The 21,737-nt window shown below is 64.1% G+C and carries 18 protein-coding genes and 1 pseudogene; 15 read left to right on the plus strand and 4 right to left on the minus strand.

Annotation, left to right across the window (positions count from 1 at the left end; all coding sequences use genetic code 11):
- Positions 1-107 precede the first annotated feature (107 nt).
- The 3 genes from thiI to KSS93_RS03880 all read left to right on the plus strand — a co-directional run bounded on the left by thiI (position 108) and on the right by KSS93_RS03880 (position 4,272).
- Positions 108-1,562, plus strand: a complete 1,455-nt coding sequence (gene thiI, locus KSS93_RS03870) for a tRNA uracil 4-sulfurtransferase ThiI (protein ID WP_217887227.1) — start codon at positions 108-110, stop codon at positions 1,560-1,562.
- A 128-nt stretch (positions 1,563-1,690) separates the two neighbouring features.
- Positions 1,691-3,511, plus strand: coding sequence for a translational GTPase TypA (gene typA, locus KSS93_RS03875; protein WP_217887228.1), 1,821 nt, complete (start codon positions 1,691-1,693; stop codon positions 3,509-3,511).
- A gap of 167 nt (positions 3,512-3,678) precedes the next feature.
- The gene (locus tag KSS93_RS03880; RefSeq protein WP_217887229.1) at positions 3,679-4,272 is read left to right on the plus strand and encodes a YjaZ family protein; all 594 of its coding nucleotides are present in this window, start codon (positions 3,679-3,681) and stop codon (positions 4,270-4,272) included.
- A gap of 177 nt (positions 4,273-4,449) precedes the next feature.
- Here KSS93_RS03880 and KSS93_RS03885 read toward each other — a convergent pair whose 3' ends face one another.
- Positions 4,450-4,854, minus strand: a complete 405-nt coding sequence (locus KSS93_RS03885) for a YkgJ family cysteine cluster protein (RefSeq protein ID WP_016712459.1) — start codon at positions 4,852-4,854, stop codon at positions 4,450-4,452.
- Between the two features lie 184 nt (positions 4,855-5,038).
- On the opposite strand from KSS93_RS03885, the gene KSS93_RS03890 reads away from it, so the two are divergent.
- From KSS93_RS03890 to KSS93_RS03900, 3 genes are all read left to right on the plus strand, one after another.
- Positions 5,039-7,504 carry a glycogen/starch/alpha-glucan phosphorylase gene (locus KSS93_RS03890; RefSeq protein ID WP_217887230.1) on the plus strand — a complete coding sequence of 822 codons (2,466 nt, stop codon included), beginning with the start codon at positions 5,039-5,041 and terminating at the stop codon, positions 7,502-7,504.
- A gap of 202 nt (positions 7,505-7,706) precedes the next feature.
- Complete coding sequence (locus KSS93_RS03895; protein ID WP_217840709.1) at positions 7,707-8,717, plus strand: class 1 fructose-bisphosphatase; 1,011 nt, start codon at positions 7,707-7,709, stop codon at positions 8,715-8,717.
- 3 nt (positions 8,718-8,720) lie between these two features.
- On the plus strand, positions 8,721-9,317 hold the full coding sequence (locus tag KSS93_RS03900; protein WP_217840708.1) for a DUF924 family protein: 597 nt from the start codon (positions 8,721-8,723) through the stop codon (positions 9,315-9,317).
- Positions 9,318-9,442: 125 nt separating this feature from the next.
- On the opposite strand, the gene KSS93_RS26845 is transcribed toward KSS93_RS03900, so the two are convergent.
- Together KSS93_RS26845 and KSS93_RS26850 are read right to left on the minus strand one after the other, a co-directional pair.
- Entirely contained in the window at positions 9,443-10,273 is an 831-nt protein-coding gene (locus KSS93_RS26845) for a methyl-accepting chemotaxis protein (protein WP_404668583.1), read from the minus strand.
- 24 nt (positions 10,274-10,297) lie between these two features.
- Positions 10,298-11,380: pseudogene (locus KSS93_RS26850) on the minus strand (HAMP domain-containing protein); the annotation flags it as partial.
- Positions 11,381-11,560: 180 nt separating this feature from the next.
- On the opposite strand from KSS93_RS26850, the gene bamE reads away from it, so the two are divergent.
- Entirely contained in the window at positions 11,561-11,815 is a 255-nt protein-coding gene (gene bamE, locus KSS93_RS03910; RefSeq protein WP_079230016.1) for an outer membrane protein assembly factor BamE domain-containing protein, read from the plus strand.
- Positions 11,812-12,384, plus strand: coding sequence for a lipocalin family protein (locus KSS93_RS03915; protein WP_217887232.1), 573 nt, complete (start codon positions 11,812-11,814; stop codon positions 12,382-12,384). Before bamE ends, KSS93_RS03915 begins: the two co-directional genes overlap by 4 nt.
- A 220-nt stretch (positions 12,385-12,604) precedes the next feature.
- Here KSS93_RS03915 and KSS93_RS03920 read toward each other — a convergent pair whose 3' ends face one another.
- Complete coding sequence (locus tag KSS93_RS03920; protein ID WP_217887233.1) at positions 12,605-13,969, minus strand: formimidoylglutamate deiminase; 1,365 nt, start codon at positions 13,967-13,969, stop codon at positions 12,605-12,607.
- Between the two features lie 144 nt (positions 13,970-14,113).
- Here KSS93_RS03920 and hutC point away from each other — a divergent pair, with 144 nt between their 5' ends.
- The 7 genes from hutC to KSS93_RS03955 all read left to right on the plus strand — a co-directional run bounded on the left by hutC (position 14,114) and on the right by KSS93_RS03955 (position 21,736).
- A complete protein-coding gene (hutC, locus tag KSS93_RS03925; protein WP_217888676.1) occupies positions 14,114-14,824 on the plus strand; it encodes a histidine utilization transcriptional repressor HutC in 711 nt (236 codons plus the stop codon).
- A complete protein-coding gene (locus KSS93_RS03930; RefSeq protein WP_217887234.1) occupies positions 14,821-15,396 on the plus strand; it encodes a HutD/Ves family protein in 576 nt (191 codons plus the stop codon). Before hutC ends, KSS93_RS03930 begins: the two co-directional genes overlap by 4 nt.
- Positions 15,397-15,777: 381 nt before the next feature.
- Complete coding sequence (gene hutU, locus KSS93_RS03935) at positions 15,778-17,457, plus strand: urocanate hydratase (RefSeq protein ID WP_217887235.1); 1,680 nt, start codon at positions 15,778-15,780, stop codon at positions 17,455-17,457.
- Between the two features lie 91 nt (positions 17,458-17,548).
- On the plus strand, positions 17,549-18,517 hold the full coding sequence (locus KSS93_RS03940; protein WP_217887236.1) for an ABC transporter substrate-binding protein: 969 nt from the start codon (positions 17,549-17,551) through the stop codon (positions 18,515-18,517).
- A 26-nt stretch (positions 18,518-18,543) separates the two neighbouring features.
- Positions 18,544-19,395, plus strand: coding sequence for an ABC transporter permease (locus tag KSS93_RS03945; protein ID WP_217887237.1), 852 nt, complete (start codon positions 18,544-18,546; stop codon positions 19,393-19,395).
- Positions 19,392-20,222 carry a quaternary amine ABC transporter ATP-binding protein gene (locus tag KSS93_RS03950; RefSeq protein WP_217887238.1) on the plus strand — a complete coding sequence of 277 codons (831 nt, stop codon included), beginning with the start codon at positions 19,392-19,394 and terminating at the stop codon, positions 20,220-20,222. The genes KSS93_RS03945 and KSS93_RS03950 overlap by 4 nt, the downstream gene beginning before the upstream one ends.
- A complete protein-coding gene (locus KSS93_RS03955; protein WP_217887239.1) occupies positions 20,219-21,736 on the plus strand; it encodes an HAL/PAL/TAL family ammonia-lyase in 1,518 nt (505 codons plus the stop codon). The genes KSS93_RS03950 and KSS93_RS03955 overlap by 4 nt, the downstream gene beginning before the upstream one ends.
- Position 21,737: the final 1 nt, after the last annotated feature.

Below are 21,737 nucleotides of genomic sequence, written 5' to 3' on the forward strand. Positions count from 1 at the left end.
TGCATTTATCTCAACGCTCCTGTACAAAAGTTGCTCAAAACCTGAGCAATTTCCGCTATAATTCGCGCCCCCTATTTTTGGCAGGCCCTGCGCGCGCTGTTAAACCAATGAAACTTATCGTCAAAGTCTTCCCAGAGATCACCATCAAGAGCCGACCGGTGCGCAAGCGCTTCATTCGCCAGCTCGGCAAGAACATCCGCAACGTGCTCAAGGACCTTGACCCTGAGCTCGCGGTCGATGGTGTCTGGGACAATCTCGAGGTGGTCAGCCGCATCGAGGACGAGAAGATCCAGCGCGAGATGATCGAGCGCCTCACCTGCACCCCGGGTATTACCCACTTCCTGCAGGTCGAGGAATACCCGCTGGGCGACTTTGACGACATCGTCGCCAAGTGCAAGCAGCACTTCGGCCACCTGCTGGCCGGCAAGCGCTTCTCGGTGCGCTGCAAGCGCGGCGGCCACCATGACTTCACCTCGATGGACGTCGACCGCTACGTCGGCAGCCAGCTGCGCCAGCAGTGCGGCGCCGCCGGCATCGACCTGAAGACGCCTGAAGTCGTGGTGCGCATGGAAATCCGCGACCAGCGCCTGTACGTGATCCACAACCAGCACAACGGCATCGGCGGCTACCCGCTGGGCGCCCTGGAGCAAACCCTGGTGCTGATGTCCGGCGGTTTCGACTCCACCGTGGCGGCCTACCAGATGATGCGCCGCGGCCTGATGACCCACTTCTGCTTCTTCAACCTCGGCGGGCGTGCCCACGAGCTGGGCGTGATGGAAGTGGCGCACTTCTTGTGGAAGAAGTACGGCAGCAGCCAGCGCGTGCTGTTCATCAGCGTGCCGTTCGAAGAAGTGGTCGGCGAGATTCTGAACAAGGTCGACAACAGCTACATGGGCGTGACCCTCAAGCGCATGATGCTGCGCGGCGCCGCGCACATGGCCGAGCGCCTGCAGATCGACGCCCTGGTTACCGGCGAGGCGATCTCGCAAGTGTCCAGCCAGACCCTGCCGAACCTGTCGATCATCGATTCGGCCACCGACAAGCTGGTGCTGCGCCCGCTGCTGGCCAGCCACAAGCAGGACATCATCGACCAGGCAACCGAAATCGGCACCGCCGACTTCGCCAAGCACATGCCTGAATACTGCGGCGTGATTTCGGTGAACCCCACCACCCATGCCAAGCGTCACCGCATGGAGCACGAAGAAAAGCAGTTCGACATGGCCGTGCTGGAACGTGCCTTGGAGCGCGCCAAGTTCATCTCCATCGACCACGTGATCGACGAGTTGGGCAAGGATATCGAAATCGAGGAAGTGGCCGAGGCACTGCCTGGCCAGATCGTCATCGACATCCGTCACCCCGATGCCCAGGAAGACCAACCCTTGGCGCTGGACGGTATCGAAGTCCAGGCCATGCCGTTCTACGCCATCAACAGCAAGTTCAAGCACCTGGACCCTACGCGCCAGTACTTGCTGTATTGCGACAAAGGTGTGATGAGCCGTTTGCACGCACACCACCTGCTCAGTGAGGGACATGCCAATGTGCGTGTTTATCGTCCGGCATAAGACGCCAGGGCTGTATGGCGGCAGCATCCGCCATCGCCCTCCCGACCACCGGGCCCGCTGAGCCTAAAAGCGTACATATTCGCCGCCTACACTAGGTGGCAACCGAATCCTCTGATCGAGATACAGTTGTGATCGAAAAACTGCGTAACATCGCCATCATCGCCCACGTTGACCATGGTAAAACCACCCTGGTCGACAAACTGCTGCGCCAGTCCGGCACCCTGGAACGTAACGAGCTCAACGACGAGCGCGTCATGGACTCCAACGACCAGGAAAAAGAGCGCGGCATTACCATTCTGGCGAAAAACACCGCCATCAACTGGAACGGCTACCACATCAACATCGTCGACACCCCCGGCCACGCCGACTTCGGTGGCGAGGTTGAGCGTGTAATGTCGATGGTCGACTCGGTGCTGCTGCTGGTCGACGCCCAGGACGGCCCTATGCCGCAAACCCGCTTCGTAACCAAAAAAGCCTTCGAAGCAGGCCTGAAGCCAATCGTCGTGATCAACAAGGTTGACCGTCCGGGCGCGCGTCCTGACTGGGTTCTGGACCAGATCTTCGACCTGTTCGACAACCTCGGTGCCACCGACGAACAGCTGGACTTCAAAGTCGTCTACGCCTCGGCCCTGAACGGCATCGCCGGCCTGGACCACACCGAAATGGGCGAAGACATGACCGCCCTGTACCAGTCGATCGTCGACAACGTACCGGCTCCGGACGTTGACCGTGAAGGCTCGTTCCAGATGCAGATCTCCGCTCTGGACTACAACAGCTTCCTGGGTGTTATCGGCGTTGGCCGTATCGCCCGTGGCCGCATCAAGCCGAACACCCCGGTGGTTGCCATCGACGTTGACGGCAAGAAGCGTAACGGCCGTATCCTGAAACTGATGGGCCACCACGGCCTGCACCGCGTCGACGTCGAAGAAGCCCAGGCTGGCGACATCGTTTGCATCAGCGGTTTCGACGAGCTGTTCATCTCCGACACCCTGTGCGCCCCGGACGCGGTAGAGGCCATGAAGCCGCTGACCGTCGACGAACCGACCGTTTCGATGACCTTCCAGGTCAACGACTCGCCGTTCTGCGGTAAAGAAGGCAAGTTCGTCACCAGCCGCAACATCAAGGACCGTCTGGACAAGGAGCTGCTGTACAACGTAGCCCTGCGCGTTCAGGAAACCGATTCCCCTGACAAGTTCAAGGTATCGGGCCGTGGTGAGCTGCACCTGTCGGTGCTGATCGAAACCATGCGCCGTGAAGGCTTCGAGATGGCCGTAGGCCGCCCTGAAGTGATCATCCGCGAAGTCGACGGCGTGAAGCAGGAACCGTTCGAGAACGTCACCATCGACATCCCTGAAGAATCCCAGGGCAAGGTCATGGAAGAGATGGGCCTGCGTAAGGGCGACCTGACCAACATGGTTCCGGATGGCAAGGGCCGTGTGCGCCTTGAGTACAACATCCCGGCCCGTGGCCTGATCGGTTTCCGTAACCAGTTCCTGACCCTGACCAACGGCGCAGGCATCCTGACCTCGATCTTCGATCGCTACGACACCATGAAGTCGGGCCAGATGTCCGGCCGTCTGAACGGCGTTCTGGTTTCGGTCGAGACCGGCAAGGCCCTGACCTACTCGCTGGAAACCCTGCAGGCGCGCGGCAAGCTGTTCGTCGAGCACGGCCAGGAGATCTACAACGGTCAGATCATCGGCCTGAACAGCCGCGACAACGACCTGGGCGTTAACCCGACCAAAGGCAAGAAGCTCGACAACATGCGTGCTTCGGGCAAAGACGAAGTCATCGCCCTGGTACCGCCAGTTCGCCACACCCTCGAGCAGGCCCTGGAATTCATCCAGGACGACGAGCTGTGCGAAGTGACGCCGAAGTCGATCCGTCTGCGCAAGAAAATCCTGGACGAAGGCGAGCGTACCCGCGCTGCCAAGAAAGCCAAGAACTGAGTCATTAGTTCCGGCTGAATGAAAACGCCCCCGGTCGAAAGGCCGGGGGCGTTTTTGTTTGTATTGCATTTCTTGGTATTGCTGTTGAAGCACTTGCTCACGAAGCCTTTTTGGCAGCGCGATCTGCGCTCAGTAGCCTGTCTGTTCGAGGTGCTACGGAGAAGTGCATGAAAGGCAAGGCGTGGCGTGAACATTTGGCTGCCGGAAGGATCGAGGCCGCCGGCAGGTCATGGTGCCTGCAGCATCTTCAGGCGCATACCCATGGATTGTTGCTGCCAGGGGTGCCAGTGGCCATCGAGGCGACACTGCACTTCGAATACTCGAGCCACTGCGTCAGCCATGGCCCGCCTCACGGGCAGGCGTTGGACTTTCAGGCCATCGGCCTTGACAGGTTGGTGATTGACAGCAGAGGGATTAGCCGGGCGTTCTGCCCGGTTCGGTATGGCTTGTCATTGCAGTTGCCAAGCATCATGAGCACCTTGGCCGACAGACAGTGCCTGTTCACCGGTCACAGCAACTGGTTGACAGTCGAAGGCAATCAATTCGGTTTTCCCGAGGGTACTCAGTACGAGGTGTATTTCAATATGCGCCGCGAATCGACAAAAGTCCTCAAGGTCCATGTCGAGAGCGCGTACGTGCGAGACCCTGAGCACCCATCGGCGGGCAAGGGAAGGTTCAAGCGGCATGAGAAGATCAAAGGCTGGTTGCTGATGCTGAAGAAGCTGAGAAACGAACCTGTGCGCAGGCCCGCACGTCGGTAAGCTTCCCCCAGAAATACGAAACCCCCAATGAAGGGGGTCGTATCGCGAATGCCCTTAGGGATTGCTCCCATCAACCGGCACGGCCGGAACCACATGGCGGCGTCTGGACACTTGCCCGAAGGAAAGCTCCGTGTATATCCAGACAAGCCGGATTTTATAGGGCATGCAGTGACAGCGTCAACGCCCGACCACCTTGGGCTTGTACGCACAGTACCCCGGCCGCGGCCCGACCTTGGGGTGGTTGCGGCAGGTATCCGGGCGCTTGTCGTAGATGGTGCACAGGCGGCTCTTGCGATCCAGATACATGCAGTCATCGTTGCTCATCCGGGTCAGGGTGAAGATTCCCGACTTCTGGTTGAAGCGTTCGATGATGCCTTCCTTCTGCAGGCGCTTGGCCACGTTCTTCGGTGGCTCGTCCTTTTCGAATTCATCTACCACGCCAATGCGGATCAGATCCTTGATCTTCACCTCCACCGGCAGGGTGCAGCAGGTCGAATGGCAGCCACCGCACATGTGGCTGGCATAGCGCTGCCAGGTCTCCAGGCGGTCGACTTCGGCGGCGGCGATCAGGGTCGTTTTCATTTTTTGGGGGCGAATCACGGTCTTTGGGCGCGCGATCATACCGGAGTTGTTCAAAATGTGAACAACCTTTCGCCTGATTCGCCGCCGCTTGATGAAAACCGCGAACCGCCACTGTCGCTCCGTGTCAGAGCGTCTAGGCTGAACAATCTCCCTGCGCTTTCGCCTACTTGCCCGAGGATGCCGCATGTCCCAGGAAAACAAGGCCCGTGAGGCCAAAGCTCGTGATGTAGAGGTGGCGGAATTTCGCGCCGCCGTGCTGGCCAAGCTGACCTACGCGGTCGGCAAGGACCCTGAACACGCCTTCGACCACGACTGGTTCGAGGCCATTGCCCTGGCTGCCCGCGACCACATGGTCGACCACTGGATGGACCACACCCGCCAGGCCTACCGCCGCAGCCAGAAGCGGGTGTACTACCTCTCCCTCGAATTTCTCATCGGCCGGCTGCTGTACGACAGCCTGAGCAACCTCGGCTACCTGGATATCGCCCGCGAGGCGCTCGAAGGGCTGGACGTGGACCTTGAGCGCATCCGCCTGCTGGAGCCCGACGCGGCGCTGGGCAACGGTGGCCTTGGCCGCTTGGCGGCGTGCTTCATGGAGAGCATGTCGACCCTGGGTATCGCCGCCCACGGCTACGGCATCCGCTACGAGCACGGCCTGTTCCGCCAGGCGGTGGTAGACGGCTGGCAACAGGAACAGACCGAGAACTGGCTGGATTTTGGCAACCCCTGGGAGTTCGAGCGGGCCGAGGTGATCTACCCGATCAGCTTTGGCGGCAGTGTCGAGACCGTGGTCGAAACCAGCGGCCAGCAGCGCCAGGTATGGACGCCGGGCGAGACGGTGCGGGCGGTGGCCTACGACACGCCGGTGGTCGGCTGGCGCGGCTCCAGCGTCAACACCCTGCGCCTGTGGCGTGCCCGGGCGCTGGAAGAGCTGCACCTGGAGCGCTTCAACGCCGGTGACCACCTGGGTGCGGTGGCCGAGGTGGCCCGCGCCGAAAGCATCTCGCGGGTACTGTACCCGGCCGACAGCACCGAGGCCGGCCAGGAACTGCGCCTGCGCCAGGAGTACTTCTTCGTGTCGGCGTCGCTGCAGGACCTGCTGCGACGCCACCTGAACATGCACGACAACCTGCTCAACCTGCCCGATGCTGCGGCCATCCAGCTCAACGACACCCACCCTTCGATCGCCGTGGCCGAGCTGATGCGCCTGCTGGTGGACCAGCACGAAATCCCCTGGGACACCGCTTGGGAGCTGACCGTCGGCACCCTGGCCTACACCAACCACACGTTGTTGCCCGAAGCGCTGGAAACCTGGCCAGTGGCGCTGATGGAGCGCATGCTGCCGCGGCACATGCAGATCATCTACCTGATCAATGCCTACCACATCGACGCCCTGCGGGCGAAGGGCCTGCACGACTTCGACGTGCTGCGCGCGGTTTCGCTGATCGAAGAAGACAACGGCCGCCGGGTGCGCATGGGCAACCTGGCGTTTCTCGGCTCGCACAGCGTCAACGGCGTGTCGGCGCTGCACAGCAAGCTGATGAAAAGCACGGTGTTCGCCGAGCTGCACAAGCTCTACCCGCAGCGCATCAACAACAAGACCAACGGCATCACCTTCCGCCGCTGGCTGTACCAGGCCAACCCGCAACTCACGGCGATGCTGGTGGAGGCCCTGGGCGAGGGCGTGCTGGACGACCCCGAAGGCAAGCTCAAGGGCCTGGCGCCGTTCGCCGACAAGGCCAGCTTTCGCAAGCAGTTCGCCGCCCAGCGCCTGCACAGCAAGCGCGCCCTGGCCAGCATCATCCAGGACCGCATAGGCGTCACGGTCAACCCCGAGGCGCTGTTCGACGTGCAGGTCAAGCGCATCCACGAATACAAGCGCCAGTTGCTCAACCTGCTGCACACCGTGGCGCTGTACCAGGCCATGCGCAACGACCCGGGTACCGACTGGGTGCCGCGGGTGAAGATCTTCGCCGGCAAGGCTGCGGCCAGCTACCACCAGGCCAAGCTGATCATCAAGCTGGCCAACGACATCGCCCGGGTGGTCAACAACGACCCCACCGTGCGCGGCCTGCTGAAAGTGGTGTTTCTGCCCAACTACAACGTCAGCCTGGCCGAAAGCATCATCCCGGCGGCGGACCTGTCCGAGCAGATCTCCACCGCAGGCTACGAGGCGTCCGGCACCAGCAACATGAAGTTCGCCCTCAACGGCGCGCTGACCATCGGTACCCTGGACGGCGCCAACGTCGAGATGTGCGAGCAGGTGGGTGCTGAGAACATGTTCATCTTCGGCCTGACCGCCCAGCAGGTGGGCGCCCGGGGCAAGGCCGGCGACTTCGGCGCCAATGCCGCAATCGCCGCCTCCAGCCGCCTGGGCGATGTGCTGCAGGCGATCCGCAGCGGGGTGTTCTCGCCAGACGACCCGTCGCGCTATACCGCGCTGGTGGATGGCCTGGTGGCCTACGACCGCTTCCTGCTGTGCGCCGACTTCGACGCCTATTGGGATGCCCAGCGCCGGGTCGAGGAGTTGTGGCATTCGCCCCAGGACTGGTGGCGCATGGCGGTGCTCAACACCGCGCGGATGGGCTGGTTCTCGTCGGACCGGACCATCCGCGAGTACGCCAGCGAGATCTGGAAGGCGCTGGATTGAGGCGAGTCCGTCGCGGGGCAAGCCCGCTCCCACGGTCTGCAAGTCGTGGGAGCGGGCTTGCCCCGCGATGGGGCGCTCAGCCGACCACTGGCCAGGCCTCTGCTGAACCTAACCCCTTCAGGCGAGTCTCTTTGCTCGCTAGCCCGCAACACTCCCTGTAAACTGCGGGGGTTTTTTCCCCCTATCCTTTTCGGAGCCATACATGTCCCGCGTTACCCTGAGTCGCTATCTGATTGAGCAGACCCGCAGCAACAATACCCCTGCCGATCTGCGCTTCCTGATCGAAGTGGTGGCGCGTGCATGCAAGGAGATCAGCCACCACGTGTCCAAGGGCGCCCTGGGCGGCGTGCTGGGCAGCATGGGCACCGAAAACGTGCAGGGCGAAGTGCAGAAGAAGCTCGACGTGATCTCCAACGACATCCTGCTCGAAGCCAACGAGTGGGGCGGCCACCTGGCCGGCATGGCGTCCGAAGAAATGGACAACGCCTACCAGATCCCGGGCAAATACCCCAAAGGCGCCTACCTGCTGGTCTTCGACCCGCTGGACGGCTCGTCGAACATCGACGTCAACGTGTCGGTCGGCACCATCTTCTCGGTACTGCGTTGCCCCAACGAGTACCTGAGCCAGAACGAAACCCTGAACGAAAACGCCTTCCTGCAGCCAGGCACCCAGCAGGTTGCCGCCGGTTATGCCATCTACGGCCCGCAGACCATGCTCATTCTGACCCTGGGCAACGGCGTCAAGGGCTTCACCCTGGACCGCGAGCTGGGCAGCTTCGTGCTCACCCACGAGAACATCCGCGTGCCGGAAAGCACCGCCGAGTTCGCCATCAACATGTCCAACCAGCGCCACTGGGAAGCCCCGATCCAGCGCTACGTAGGCGAGTTGCTGGCGGGCGAGACCGGCCCGCTGAAAAAGAACTACAACATGCGCTGGATCGCCTCGATGGTGGCCGACGTGCACCGCATCCTCACCCGTGGCGGCCTGTTCATGTACCCGCGCGATGCCCGTGACCCAAGCAAGCCGGGCAAGCTGCGCCTGATGTACGAAGCCAACCCGATGTCGTTCATCATCGAACAGGCCGGCGGCGTGTCCACCGATGGTTACCAGCGCATCCTCGACATCCAGCCTGAAGGCCTGCACCAGCGCGTGTCGGTGATTCTCGGCTCGAAGGAAGAAGTGGAACGCGTCACCGCCTACCACAAGGAGTAACCCATGCTCGCACCTTGGCAGCCGTTGCTGGAATGGTGGTTCGGTTGGGGCACCAGTGCCCAGGCCGTGGCTGACGAGAAGAACACGCTGTGGTTCGGCAAGCATCACGATGCCGAGGCCCACGCGCAGTTTGGCGACCTGGTCGAGCAAGCCCTGGCGGGCGGGCTCGACGAGTGGCAGCAAAGCCCGCAGGGCTGGCTGGGCCTGTTGATTTTGCTGGACCAGCTGCCGCGCATGCTCTACCGCGACACGCCGCGCGCCTTCGACGGCGACCGGCGTGCGCAGGTGGTGGCGATGCAGGGTTTGCAGAAGGGCTGGGACTACCAGTTGCTGCCGATCCAGCGGGTGTTCGTGCTGCTGGTGCTGGAGCATGCCGAGGTGCTGGACTGGCAGAACCTGTGCGTCGAGCGCTACCAACTGCTGCTCGCTGAGCAGCCCGAGGCCAACCGCCGGTTGTTCGAAGGTTTCCTCGACTACGCCGAGCAGCACCAGCGGGTGATCGCCCGCTTCGGCCGCTTCCCGCACCGCAACCTGGTGCTGGGCCGGCCGAGCACCAGTGACGAGATGGACTTCCTGCTGGAACCTGGGTCCAGGTTCTGATCTGAGAGCCTATTCGCGGGCAAGTCGGGTCGCCGCACCGCCGCTCCCACAGGGGCAGCACAGCCTTTGAAATCTGTGCAGTCCCTGTGGGAGCGGGCTTGCCCGCGAAGCAGGCGCCGCAGATATCAGATCCTGAAGCTGCCCACCAGATGCTTCAACCGTTCCACCTGGCGTTCCAGGTCGGTGCAGGCACGCAAGGTGCTCTGCAGGTTCTGCACCCCTTCCTGATTCAGCGTATTGATTTCGGTGATGTCGACATTGATCGACTCGACCACGGCTGTCTGCTCTTCGGTGGCGGTCGCCACCGACTGGTTCATGCCGTCGATCTCGCCAATACGCTGGGTGACGCTGCCAAGGCGCTCGCCGGCCTGGTTGGCGATGCCCACGCTGCGGTCGCTGTGCTGCTGGCTCTGGCCCATGGTGCTCACCGCCATTTGCGCGCCGGCCTGCAGTTCCTCGATCAGGCGCTGTACCTGCTGCGCCGAATCCTGGGTGCGGTGGGCCAGGTTGCGTACTTCGTCGGCAACCACGGCAAAGCCACGCCCGGCTTCGCCGGCACGGGCTGCCTCGATGGCCGCGTTGAGCGCCAGCAGGTTGGTCTGCTGGGAGATGCCGCTGATCACGTCGAGAATCTGGCCGATGTTCACCGTGTGGCCGTTCAGCGTCTCGATGTTGCCGCTGGCATCGCTGATGCGCGCCGACAGCTGGTTCATCACCTCGATGGTCTCGCCGACCACCTGCTGGCCTTCTTCGGCCAGGCCACGGGCGGCGCTGGAGTGCTGCGAGGCCAGGGCGGCGTTCTGGGCGATTTCCTGGGCGGCGGCGCCCAGCTGGTTGATCGCCGCGGCCACGCTGCTGGTGCGGCTGGACTGTTGGTCGGCGTTGTGGATCGACGCATTGGAGGCGCTGATCACCTGGCCGGCCACGGTGTTCACTTGCCCGGTAGCCGAAGCCACCTCGCGGATCGACTCGTGGATACGCTCGACGAAACGGTTGAACGACTGCGCCAGGCTGCCGAACTCGTCCTGGGCGTGGATTTTCAGGCGCCGGGTCAGGTCGCCTTCGCCTTCGGCGATGTCATGCATGGCGCGGCCCATCATGTGCAGCGGCTCCATCAGCACACGAATCAGCAGGCCCAGCAGGGCGATGATCACCAGCACCGCAATCAGCGTGGCCACCACCGCCGAGGTGCGCAGCTCGCCCAGCATGGCGAAGGCCGCGTCCTGGTCCAGCACCAGCGCCACGTACCAGTCCGCCGACGGCACGCCGTCGACGTGGGTGAAGCTGATGAACTGCTTGCGGCCATCGACCCCGACCTCTTTCAGGCCGCTGCCGATGCGCGGGGTGTTGTCGGGGTACACATCGGCCAATGCCTTGAGTGCCAGCTCGCCCTTGGGGTGGATGAGGATCTTGCCTTCGCCGTTGACGATGAAGGCATGACCATGGCCGTCGAAGTCCAGGGTGTTGATCAGGTTGCTGATGGTTTGCAGGTCGGTGTCGACGCCGCTGACGCCGATCACCCGGCCGGCCTGCTGCACCGGCGTTGCCAGGGTGATCACCAGCTTGCCGGCCGAGGCCGAGATGTACGGCTCGGTGACGATGGTCTGGCCGGCGGCGGTGGCCGCCTTGTACCAGCCGCGTACCCGCGGGTCGTAGTCGGCGGCGCGGCTGCCCACCGGTACCGACTGCATGCTGCCGTCCTGGCCACCGAAGTAGGTGAGCATGAAGTTGCTGGCGTACACCGGCAGCGCCAGGCTGCGGTCCAGGCTGGCCTTGCCCGGGCCGTCGACGGCCACCTGCTGGGCGAAGGTGTTGAGCAGCTGGATGCGGCTGTCGAGCCAGTTGCGGATATTGCCGGCGGTCAGGTTGCCCAGGTCCTGCAGAGTGGCCTCCGTGTCACTGCGCAGGGACTGGCGTTGTCGATAATCGTTGAACAGCACGAAACAGGTGAAGGCAACGGCCACCACGAGGGCGGCGGCCAACAGGATCTTGTGGCTGAACTTGAGGTTCTTGGTCATTTTTGAAGGTCTGCGCACGGGCACGGAGGAGGGCGGATGCGGCATAAGGCCACATCCTCGACGACTGTTTCGTCACGCCGGGCAAAAACATTAACCGTTTGCGCAACAGCCGACCGACGGCAAGCGACGAAAACCTCGGCGGGCAGGGAACCGAGGACCCTTTTTCCCTTCTAAGCTCCCTGCAGGCCCTCGTACCTGTGTATCTACCTCCAGGAGTGTCCCTTCATGTCGTTGCGTTCCCTCGCCCTGTTGTCCTTGTGCGTCGTCCTGACTGCCTGCAGCAAGATCAACCAGGAAAACTATTCCAAGCTCAAGGCCGGCATGAACAAGGCCGAGGTCGAGCAGCTGCTCGGCACGCCCACCGAGTGCTCCGGCGCACTGGGCATGAGCAGTTGCACCTGGGGTGACGAGAAGAGCTTCATCAGCGTGCAGTACGCGGCCGACAAGGTATTGATGTATTCCGGGCAGGGCCTCAAATGAGGCGTCTGCACCTGCTGCTGGGCGTGTGCCTGGTGATGCTGCTGGGTGGCTGCGCCACCTCTGCCACCGACCCGCTGGCGCCGAAGACCGCAGGTGCGGTCGACCTCAAGCGTTACCAAGGCAAGTGGTTCGAGCTGGCCCGGCTGCCGATGAAGTACCAGGACGGCTGCGCCCAGGCCGAGGCCCACTACAACCTCAAACCCGACGGCACGGTGGGGGTGCTCAACCGCTGCCGCACCCTGGGTGACGAGTGGCTGCGCGCCGAGGGCCATGCCTCCATTCAGCAGGCCGGGCACACCGACAAGCTGTGGGTGGAGTTCGACAACTGGTTCACCCGCCTGGTGCCGGGTGTGGCCAGGGGTGACTACTGGATCCTCTACGTCGACGAGCGCTACCGCACCGCGATTGTCGGCAGCCCCGACCGCAAGTACCTGTGGATTCTGTCGCGCACGCCGTCGATGCCGGTGTGGGAGCGCGAGAGCCTGATGTCCAAGGCCCGCCAGCAGGGCTACGACACCCGCCGGCTGATCTGGCGCACGCCCGACAAGGACATCGTCGCCCGGCATTGAAGCCTGTTGCCTGGGCCTGTGGCGCTTTGCGAGCCTGACTCTCGATAAGCCTGTGGGAAGCGGCCTTGCCGGGGCGCCGTCCGGTCGCGATTGGGCTGCAAAGCAGCCCCCGGCAGTTTTGCATGATGCTGAAATTCTGGGGCTGCTACGCAGCCCAATCGCGACCGGACGGCGCCCCGGCAAGGCCGCTTCCCACAACGACCGCGTCGCGCTGGGCTTTTCAGCCCAGCAACTGGCGCAACACCTGGACAAACGCCCCGGCACTCTCTTCTTCCTGCCCGTGCCGCCCCTGGCGCACCACCCACTGGCCATTGACCATCACATCACGCACCTGGCGGTCGCCCCCGGCAAACAGCCAGCGGTTGAGAATGGCATCACCCTCGGCCACGGCCAGGTACGGGTCGTGCCCGTCCAGTACCAGCCAGTCGGCGCGCTTGCCCACCGCCAGCTCACCCACCGGCTGCCCCAGCGCCTGGGCGCCGCCCAGCAATGCCGCGTCGTACAGGGTGCGGCCGACCATCGGCTGGTCAGCGCGGTACAGCCGGTTGCGCCGCTGGTCACGCAGGCGCTGGCCATACTCCAGCCAGCGCAGTTCTTCCACCACGCTCAACGACACATGGCTGTCCGAGCCGATGCCCAGGCGCCCGCCCTGGGCCAGGTAATCCACCGCCGGGAAAATACCGTCGCCCAGGTTGGCCTCGGTGGTCAGGCACAGGCCGGCCACCGCACCACTGCGGGCCATGGCGCGGACCTCGTCGGGCTCGGCATGGGTGGCGTGCACCAGGCACCAGCGCCGGTCGACATCGGCGTTCTCGTACAGCCACTGCAATGGCCGCCGGCCGCTCCAGGCCAGGCAGTCATCGACTTCTTTCTGCTGTTCGGCGATATGAATATGCACCGGGCACTGGGCATCGCTGGCGCCCAGCACTTCGGTGATCTGACCGGGCATTACCGCGCGCAGCGAGTGGAAACACAGCCCCAGTTGCTGCGCCGGCTGCGCGCCGAGCAACGGCCCAAGCTGCTGTTGCAGGCGCAGGTACTGTTCGGTGGAGTTGATGAAGCGCCGCTGGCCGTCATTGGGCGCCTGGCCGCCAAAGCCCGAGTGGCTGTAGAGCACCGGCAGCAAAGTCAGGCCGATGCCCGTGGCGGCGGCAGCGGCGCTCAAGCGCAGCGACAATTCGGCCGGGTCGGCGTACGGGCGGCCGTCCTTGTCGTGGTGCACATAGTGGAATTCGGCCACCGAGGTGTAGCCAGCCTTGAGCATTTCGATGTACAGCTGGCGGGCGATCACCTGCAACTGCTCAGGGGTGACGTTGCCGGCCAGCCGGTACATCAGTTCGCGCCAGGTCCAGAAGCTGTCGTTGGGGTTGCCGACCACTTCCGCCAGCCCTGCCATGGCCCGTTGGAACGCGTGCGAGTGCAGGTTGGGCATGCCCGGCAGCACGGGCCCTGCCAGACGCTCGGCGCCTTCGGCGTCGGCATCGGCCATGACCGCTGTCAGCCGGCCATCGGCGGCGACTTCAAGGCGGACGTTGCGGGCCCAGCCCGTGGGCAGCAGAGCGCGTTCGGCAAAATAGACGGGCATCGGTGGCTTCCTGTTGTTGTCATGCTTGTATATACATATACAGCCGTTTGCCTGCCGGGTAAACTCCGGCAAGCTACCGTTCACTCCAACCGCACAAGGACCAACGCCGTGCCGACACCTCCTGTCTCCGAGCTGGTTGCCCAGATGGGCGAAGGGCCGGCGCCGCTCTATGCCCGGGTGAAACAGATGATCATCCAGCAGATCGAGAGCGGCAGCTGGCCGCCCCATCACCGGGTACCCTCGGAGAGCGAGCTGGTCGCCGAGCTGGGCTTCAGCCGTATGACCATCAACCGCGCCCTGCGCGAGTTGACCGCCGAGGGCCTTTTGGTGCGCATGCAAGGCGTCGGCACCTTCGTCGCCGAGCCCAAGACTCGCTCGGCGCTGTTCGAGGTCAACAACATAGCCGACGAGATCGCCGGGCGCGGCCACCAGCATAGCTGCCAGGTGATCAAGCTGGTCGAGGAGGCCGCCGGTTCCGAGCGCGCGCTGGCCCTGGACATGCGCGAAGGCCAGCGGGTGTTCCACTCGCTGATCGTGCACTTTGAAAACGGCGTGCCGGTGCAGATCGAGGACCGCTACGTCAACGCAGCCATCGCCCCGGACTACCTCAAGCAGGACTTCACCCGGCAGACGCCCTACGAGTACCTGTCCCAGGTGGCGCCGCTCACCGAGGGCGAGCACGTGGTCGAGGCCATTCTTGCCGAGCCTGACGAATGCCGCCTGTTGCAGATCGAGCGCGGCGAGCCGTGCCTGCTGATCCGCAGGCGTACCTGGTCAGGCCGCCAGCCGGTGACCGCGGCGCGGCTGATCCACCCCGGTTCCCGACATCGCCTGGAAGGACGTTTCAGCAAATGAGCCCGTTGCAGTTGTTGCGTGCCTGCGACTACCCGCGCATGCCCTGGAAGAATGGTGGGGGTTTCACCGAAGAGATCACCCGCGATAGCGGCGCAGGCCTTGAGGGTTTCGGCTGGCGCCTGTCGATCGCCGACATCGAGGCGTCCGGCGGTTTTTCCAGCTTTGCCGGCTACCAGCGGATCATCACCGTGCTGCAGGGCGACGGCATGCGCCTGAACGTGGACGGTCGCGACAGCCGGCCGTTGCTGCCCTTAGATGCCTTTGCCTTCAGCGGCGAGAGCCAGGTGGGCTGCACGCTGCTGGGCGGGCCCATTCGCGACTTCAACCTGATCTATGCCCCCGAGCGTTATCGTGCCCGCTTGCAGTGGTTCAATGGCGGCACCCGCTTTTACAGCGCTGCCGGCACGGTGCTGGTGTTCAGTGCGCAAGCGGACCTGCAGGTGGGTATCGATGGGCAACTGCAGCCGCCGCTGGGGTTGTACGACTGCCTGCAACTGAGCAGCAACGAGCGCCTGCTGGAGGTGGATGTGGTCGGGCGTTGCTGTGTGATCGAACTGACCGGGATTCACTGATTTTTTCGCCTGTCACCGCTCCCACAGGGGCGGTGTCGTTGCTGAGGACTGAGTTACACAGGTAACGCTTCCAAACGAGGCGCCCTGTTACCGAACGCCCCAGGATGGCGCAATGCCTTCTTGCCCCGATGGGCGCCCTGGCCACACCTCCCTGATTTTTCTTCCTCCTGAACCCCTTGCCCTTCGCGGCTTTCAGCGCACGCGCGCGGATCGTTTGCAACCCCCCACCCAGAACTTGGCATTTCAATTGCCTATGCTTGTATGTACAAGTAAAGCAGAGTGCGTGATAGTGGATAGGCCGTCCCCTTTCGCGTTGTACGAACCGCCCCATTGGCCCGCCGATCGCGCCGGGTTTGAATAGATCGCTCAAGGAGCACCTTCGTGACTGACAACAAGCTCAACAAATTCCGTGACGTCGAGATCCGCGCCCCGCGTGGCAACAAGCTCACCGCCAAGAGCTGGCTGACCGAAGCGCCGCTGCGCATGCTGATGAACAACCTCGACCCGCAAGTGGCGGAGAACCCCAAGGAGCTGGTGGTATACGGCGGCATCGGCCGCGCGGCGCGTAACTGGGAGTGCTACGACAAGATCGTCGCCACCCTCAAGGAGCTCAACGACGACGAAACCCTGCTGGTGCAGTCGGGCAAGCCGGTCGGCGTGTTCAAGACCCACAGCAACGCCCCGCGGGTGCTGATCGCCAACTCCAACCTGGTGCCGCACTGGGCCAACTGGGAGCACTTCAACGAACTGGACGCCAAAGGCCTGGCCATGTACGGCCAGATGACCGCCGGCAGCTGGATCTACATCGGCAGCCAGGGCATCGTCCAAGGCACCTATGAAACCTTCGTCGAAGCCGGCCGCCAGCACTACGGTGGCAGCCTCAAAGGCAAGTGGGTACTGACCGCAGGCCTGGGTGGCATGGGCGGCGCCCAGCCGCTGGCCGCGACCCTGGCCGGCGCCTGCTCGCTGAACATCGAGTGCCAGCAGAGCCGCATCGACTTCCGCCTGCAAACCCGCTATGTCGACGAGCAGGCCAAGGACCTCGACGACGCCCTGGCGCGCATCGCCAAGTACACCGCCGAAGGCAAGGCCATCTCCATTGCCCTGCACGGCAACGCTGCCGAAATTCTGCCCGAGCTGGTCAAGCGTGGCGTGCGCCCGGACATGGTTACCGACCAGACCAGCGCCCACGACCCACTGAATGGCTACCTGCCGGCCGGCTGGACCTGGGAGCAGTACCGCGACCGCGCCCAGACCGAGCCGGCCGCAGTGGTCAAGGCTGCCAAGCAGTCGATGGCCGTGCATGTGCAAGCCATGCTCGACTTCCAGAAGCAGGGCATCCCGACCTTCGACTACGGCAACAACATCCGCCAGATGGCCAAGGAAGAGGGCGTAGCCAACGCCTTCGACTTCCCGGGCTTCGTGCCGGCCTATATCCGCCCGCTGTTCTGCCGCGGCATTGGCCCGTTCCGCTGGGCGGCGCTGTCGGGTAACGCCGAAGACATCTACAAGACCGACGCCAAGGTGAAGGAGCTGATCCCGGACGATGCCCACCTGCACCGCTGGCTGGACATGGCTCGCGAGCGAATCGCCTTCCAGGGACTGCCGGCGCGTATCTGCTGGGTTGGCCTGGGCCTGCGCGCCAAGCTGGGCCTGGCGTTCAACGAAATGGTGCGCAGCGGCGAGCTGTCGGCGCCGATCGTGATCGGCCGTGACCACCTGGACTCGGGCTCGGTGTCCAGCCCCAACCGTGAAACCGAAGCCATGCGCGATGGCTCGGATGCGGTGTCCGACTGGCCGCTGCTCAACGCCCTGCTGAACACCGCCAGCGGTGCCACCTGGGTGTCGCTGCACCACGGCGGCGGGGTCGGCATGGGCTTCTCGCAGCACTCTGGCATGGTGATTGTGTGCGACGGTACCGACGAGGCCGCCGCGCGTATCGCCCGGGTGCTGACCAACGACCCGGCCACCGGGGTAATGCGCCATGCCGATGCCGGTTACCAGATCGCCATCGACTGCGCCAAAGAGCAGGGCTTGAACCTGCCGATGATTACTGGCTGACGGGCCTTTGGGGCCGCACAGCGGCCCCAACGTACCAATTTCTTGCACGGACTGCCGATTTCCACTTCAAAAAGTTTGGGAGCGTCACGCAATGAAAACCAACAAGACCTTGCTTGCTTCGCTGTTCGCCCTCGGCCTGCTCGGCGCCTCGGGTGCCAGCCAGGCCGCCGGCTGGTGCGAATCCGGCAAGCCGGTGAAGTTCGCCGGGCTGAACTGGGAAAGCGGCATGCTGCTGACCGATGTCATGCAGTTCGTGCTCAAGGAAGGCTACGGCTGCAAGGTCGACAGCCTGCCGGGCAACTCCATCACCATGGAGAACGCCCTGGGCAGCAACGATATCCAGGTATTCGCCGAGGAGTGGGTGGGCCGCAGCGAGGTGTGGAAAAAGGCCGAGGCCGCCGGCAAGGTGGTCGGTGTCGGCGCACCGGTGGTGGGGGCGGTCGAAGGCTGGTACGTGCCGCGTTACGTGGTCGAGGGCGATGCCAAGCGCAAGCTCGAAGCCAAGGCGCCTGAGCTCAAGAGCGTCGCCGATCTGGCCAAGTACGCCAGTGTGTTCAAAGACCCGGAAGAACCGAGCAAGGGCCGGTTCTACAACTGCCCGGCCGGCTGGACCTGCGAGCTGGACAACACCCAGATGCTCAAGGACTACGGCCTGGAAGACAAATTCACCAACTTCCGCCCGGGTACCGGCCCGGCGCTGGATGCCGCGGCGCTGTCGAGCTACAAGCGCGGCGAGCCTATCCTCTTCTATTACTGGACCCCAACCCCGCTGATGGGCCAGGTAGACCTGGTCAAGCTCGAAGAAAAGCCAGGTGTGGACAAGACCGTGTCGATCAAGGTCGGCCTGTCGAAGACCTTCCACGACGAGGCGCCAGAGCTGGTCGGCGTGCTGGAAAAGGTCAACATCCCGATCGACCTGCTCAACCAGAACCTGGGGCGCATGACCAAGGAGCGGATCGAGTCGCCCAAGCTGGCCAGGATCTTCCTCAAGGAACATCCTGAGGTGTGGCAGGCATGGGTCAGCGACGAGGCTGCCAAGAAGATCAACGCGGCGCTCTGAGCGTCCTCACCTGATGAGTGCACCCTATGTTTCCTGACAACCTGACATTCTCCATCGCCGACTGGGTCAATGGCTGGGTCGATGCGTTGGTGACCAACTACGGCGATGTGTTCCGGCACATCTCCGACACCCTGTTGTGGGCCATCGTCAGCCTCGAAGGCGCGCTGCGCGCCACGCCCTGGTGGCTGATGCTCGGCGTGGTGGCGCTGATCGCCTGGCATGCCACCCGGCGCATTCTGCCAAGTGTGGTGATCGTCGGCCTGCTGTTCCTGGTGGGCGCCGTCGGCCTGTGGGACAAACTGATGCAAACCCTGGCGCTGATGCTGGTGGCCACGTTGATCTCGGTGCTGGTGGGCATCCCGCTGGGCATCTTGTCGGCGCGCAGCGACCGCCTGCGCGCGGTATTGATGCCGCTGCTGGACATCATGCAAACCATGCCCAGCTTCGTGTACCTGATCCCGGTGCTGATGTTGTTCGGCCTGGGCAAGGTGCCGGCGATCTTCGCCACGGTGATTTACGCCGCACCGCCGTTGATCCGCCTGACCGACCTTGGTATCCGCCAGGTCGACGGCGAGGTGATGGAGGCGATCAACGCCTTTGGCGCCAACCGCTGGCAGCAGCTGTTCGGCGTGCAGTTGCCGCTGGCGCTGCCGAGCATCATGGCCGGCATCAACCAGACCACCATGATGGCCCTGTCGATGGTGGTGATCGCCTCGATGATCGGCGCCCGCGGCCTGGGCGAGGATGTGCTGGTGGGCATCCAGACTCTCAACGTCGGACGCGGCCTTGAAGCGGGCCTGGCCATCGTCATTCTCGCGGTGGTGATCGACCGCATTACCCAGGCCTATGGCCGGCCACGGCACGAGGTGAGCAAATGAGCACCCAGGCGATCAGCAAGATCGAAGTGAAGAACGTCTTCAAGATTTTCGGCGACCGCGCCGAAGAGGCCCTGGCGCTGATCCACAAGCAGCAGGGCAAGGAGCAGGTGCTGGCGCAGACCGGCTGCGTGGTGGGGGTCAATGATCTGTCGTTGTCCATCGGCAGTGGCGAGATCTTCGTCATCATGGGCCTGTCCGGCTCGGGCAAGTCGACCCTGGTGCGCCATTTCAACCGCCTGATCGACCCCACCAGCGGGCAGATCCTGGTGGATGGCGAAGACATCCTGCAGTACGACATGGACGCATTGCGCGAATTTCGCCGGCGCAAGATCAGCATGGTGTTCCAGAGCTTCGGCCTGCTGCCGCACCGCAACGTGCTGGACAACGTCGCCTACGGCCTGAAGGTGCGCGGCGAGAGCAAGGCGCTGTGCGCCGAGCGCGCCCAGCAGTGGGTCGAGACCGTGGGCCTGAAGGGCTACGAGAAGAAGTACCCGCACCAGTTGTCTGGCGGCATGCGCCAGCGCGTGGGCCTGGCCCGGGCCCTGGCGGCCGACACCGATATCATCCTCATGGACGAGGCCTTCAGCGCCCTCGACCCGCTGATCCGCGCCGAGATGCAGGACCAGTTGCTGGAACTGCAGAAAACCCTGCACAAGACCATCGTGTTCATCACCCACGACCTGGACGAGGCCGTGCGCATCGGCAACCGCATCGCCATCCTCAAGGACGGCCGGTTGATCCAGGTGGGCACCCCGCACCAGATCCTCCACTCGCCGGCCGACGAGTACGTCGACCGCTTCGTCCAGCGCCGGGCGGTGGCCGTATGAGCCAGGTGGTCACCTTCGGCGAGGCGCCGCTGCGCTGGCAGGACATCGCCGCCGTCGCCCGGCATGGCGCGCGCCTGGAGCTGTCGCCAGCGGTGTGGGCGCGTATCGACAACGCCCAGGCCATCGTTCGCCACCTGGTGGACAGCGGTGAGCGCGCCTATGGCGTCAACACCGGGCTCGGCGCGCTGTGCAACGTCTCCTTGCAGGGCGAACAGCTCAGCCAGCTGTCGCGCAACACCCTGCTCAGCCACGCCTGCGGCGTCGGCCCGGCACTGCCCGACGAGCAAACCCGGGCGATCATCTGCGCGGCCATCGCCAACTACAGCCATGGCAAGTCGGGCATTCACCGCCGGGTGGTCGAGGCGCTGCTGGCGCTGCTCGAGCGCGGCATCACCCCGCAGGTGCCCTCACAAGGTTCGGTGGGCTACCTGACCCACATGGCCCATGTCGGCGTGTGCCTGCTGGGCATCGGCCAGGTGAGCTACCGCGGGCAGTTGGTCGATGCCGCCCAGGCCTTGGCCGCCGAAGGGCTGGAACCGGTGCAACTGGGCGCCAAGGACGGCCTGTGCCTGGTCAACGGCACGCCGTGCATGACTGGCCTGGCCTGCCTGGCGCTGGATGATGCCGGGCGCCTGCTGCAATGGGCCGACGTGATCGGCGCCATGAGCTTCGAGGCCCTGCGCGGCCAGCTCGATGCCTTCGACCCCGAGATCATCGCGCTCAAGCCGCACCCTGGCATGCAAGTGGTCGGCGCCAACCTGCGCGCGCTGCTGGGCGGCAGCGAGGTGATCGCCAGTAGCCAGGGCATGCGCACCCAGGATGCCCTGAGCATCCGCTCCATCCCGCAAGTACACGGCGCTGCCCGCGACCAGCTGGCCCATGCCGCCCTGCAGGTGCAGGCCGAACTTAATGGTGCCAATGACAACCCGTTGCTGTTGGGTACGCCCGAGGCCTTCCGGGTGGTGTCCCAGGCCAACCCGCACGGCCAGTCGGTAGCCCTGGCCGCCGATGTGCTGGCGATTGCCATGGCCGAGATCGGCGCCATCGCCGAGCGCCGCCTGGACCGCCTGGTCAACCCGCTGGTCAGCGGCCTGCCGGCGTTTCTGGTGAGCAACCCCGGGGTCAACTCGGGGATGATGATCGCCCAGTACGTGGCCGCCGCGCTGTGTGCACAAAATCGCCAACTGGCCCAGCCCGCAGTGCTCGACAACTACGTCACTTCGGGCCTGCAGGAAGACCACCTGAGCCTGGGCACCAACGCTGCGCTCAAGCTGCACAAGGTGCTGGCCAACTGCACGCAGATCCTCGCCATCGAGTACCTGCTGGCCGCCCAGGCCTTCGAGTTTTTCAAAGGCCAGCGCTTGGGCGTCGGCACCGACGCCGCCTGGCGCCTGCTGCGTGAGCAGGTGCCGGCCTACCTGGAAGACCGCTGGCTGGCGCCGGACATCGCCCGCGCCGCCGCGCTGCTCAACGACCCCCGGCTGCCGCAGCCCGTGCTGCCGGCGCTGCACTGAA

The sequence above is a fragment of the Pseudomonas xanthosomatis genome (assembly GCF_019139835.1).
Taxonomy (GTDB): Bacteria; Pseudomonadota; Gammaproteobacteria; order Pseudomonadales; family Pseudomonadaceae; genus Aquipseudomonas; species Aquipseudomonas fakonensis.

What these genes read in the sequence shown, in the direction of transcription:
- thiI (WP_217887227.1), top strand. Translation starts at nt 108, where the DNA reads ATGAAACTTATCGTCAAAGTCTTCCCAGAGATCACCATCAAGAGCCGA.
- KSS93_RS03880 (WP_217887229.1), top strand. Translation starts at nt 3,679, where the DNA reads ATGAAAGGCAAGGCGTGGCGTGAACATTTGGCTGCCGGAAGGATCGAG.
- KSS93_RS03885 (WP_016712459.1), bottom strand. Translation starts at nt 4,854, where the DNA reads ATGAAAACGACCCTGATCGCCGCCGCCGAAGTCGACCGCCTGGAGACC.
- KSS93_RS03890 (WP_217887230.1), top strand. Translation starts at nt 5,039, where the DNA reads ATGTCCCAGGAAAACAAGGCCCGTGAGGCCAAAGCTCGTGATGTAGAG.
- KSS93_RS03895 (WP_217840709.1), top strand. Translation starts at nt 7,707, where the DNA reads ATGTCCCGCGTTACCCTGAGTCGCTATCTGATTGAGCAGACCCGCAGC.
- KSS93_RS03900 (WP_217840708.1), top strand. Translation starts at nt 8,721, where the DNA reads ATGCTCGCACCTTGGCAGCCGTTGCTGGAATGGTGGTTCGGTTGGGGC.
- bamE (WP_079230016.1), top strand. Translation starts at nt 11,561, where the DNA reads ATGTCGTTGCGTTCCCTCGCCCTGTTGTCCTTGTGCGTCGTCCTGACT.
- KSS93_RS03915 (WP_217887232.1), top strand. Translation starts at nt 11,812, where the DNA reads ATGAGGCGTCTGCACCTGCTGCTGGGCGTGTGCCTGGTGATGCTGCTG.
- KSS93_RS03920 (WP_217887233.1), bottom strand. Translation starts at nt 13,969, where the DNA reads ATGCCCGTCTATTTTGCCGAACGCGCTCTGCTGCCCACGGGCTGGGCC.
- hutC (WP_217888676.1), top strand. Translation starts at nt 14,114, where the DNA reads ATGGGCGAAGGGCCGGCGCCGCTCTATGCCCGGGTGAAACAGATGATC.
- KSS93_RS03930 (WP_217887234.1), top strand. Translation starts at nt 14,821, where the DNA reads ATGAGCCCGTTGCAGTTGTTGCGTGCCTGCGACTACCCGCGCATGCCC.
- KSS93_RS03940 (WP_217887236.1), top strand. Translation starts at nt 17,549, where the DNA reads ATGAAAACCAACAAGACCTTGCTTGCTTCGCTGTTCGCCCTCGGCCTG.
- KSS93_RS03945 (WP_217887237.1), top strand. Translation starts at nt 18,544, where the DNA reads ATGTTTCCTGACAACCTGACATTCTCCATCGCCGACTGGGTCAATGGC.
- KSS93_RS03950 (WP_217887238.1), top strand. Translation starts at nt 19,392, where the DNA reads ATGAGCACCCAGGCGATCAGCAAGATCGAAGTGAAGAACGTCTTCAAG.
- KSS93_RS03955 (WP_217887239.1), top strand. Translation starts at nt 20,219, where the DNA reads ATGAGCCAGGTGGTCACCTTCGGCGAGGCGCCGCTGCGCTGGCAGGAC.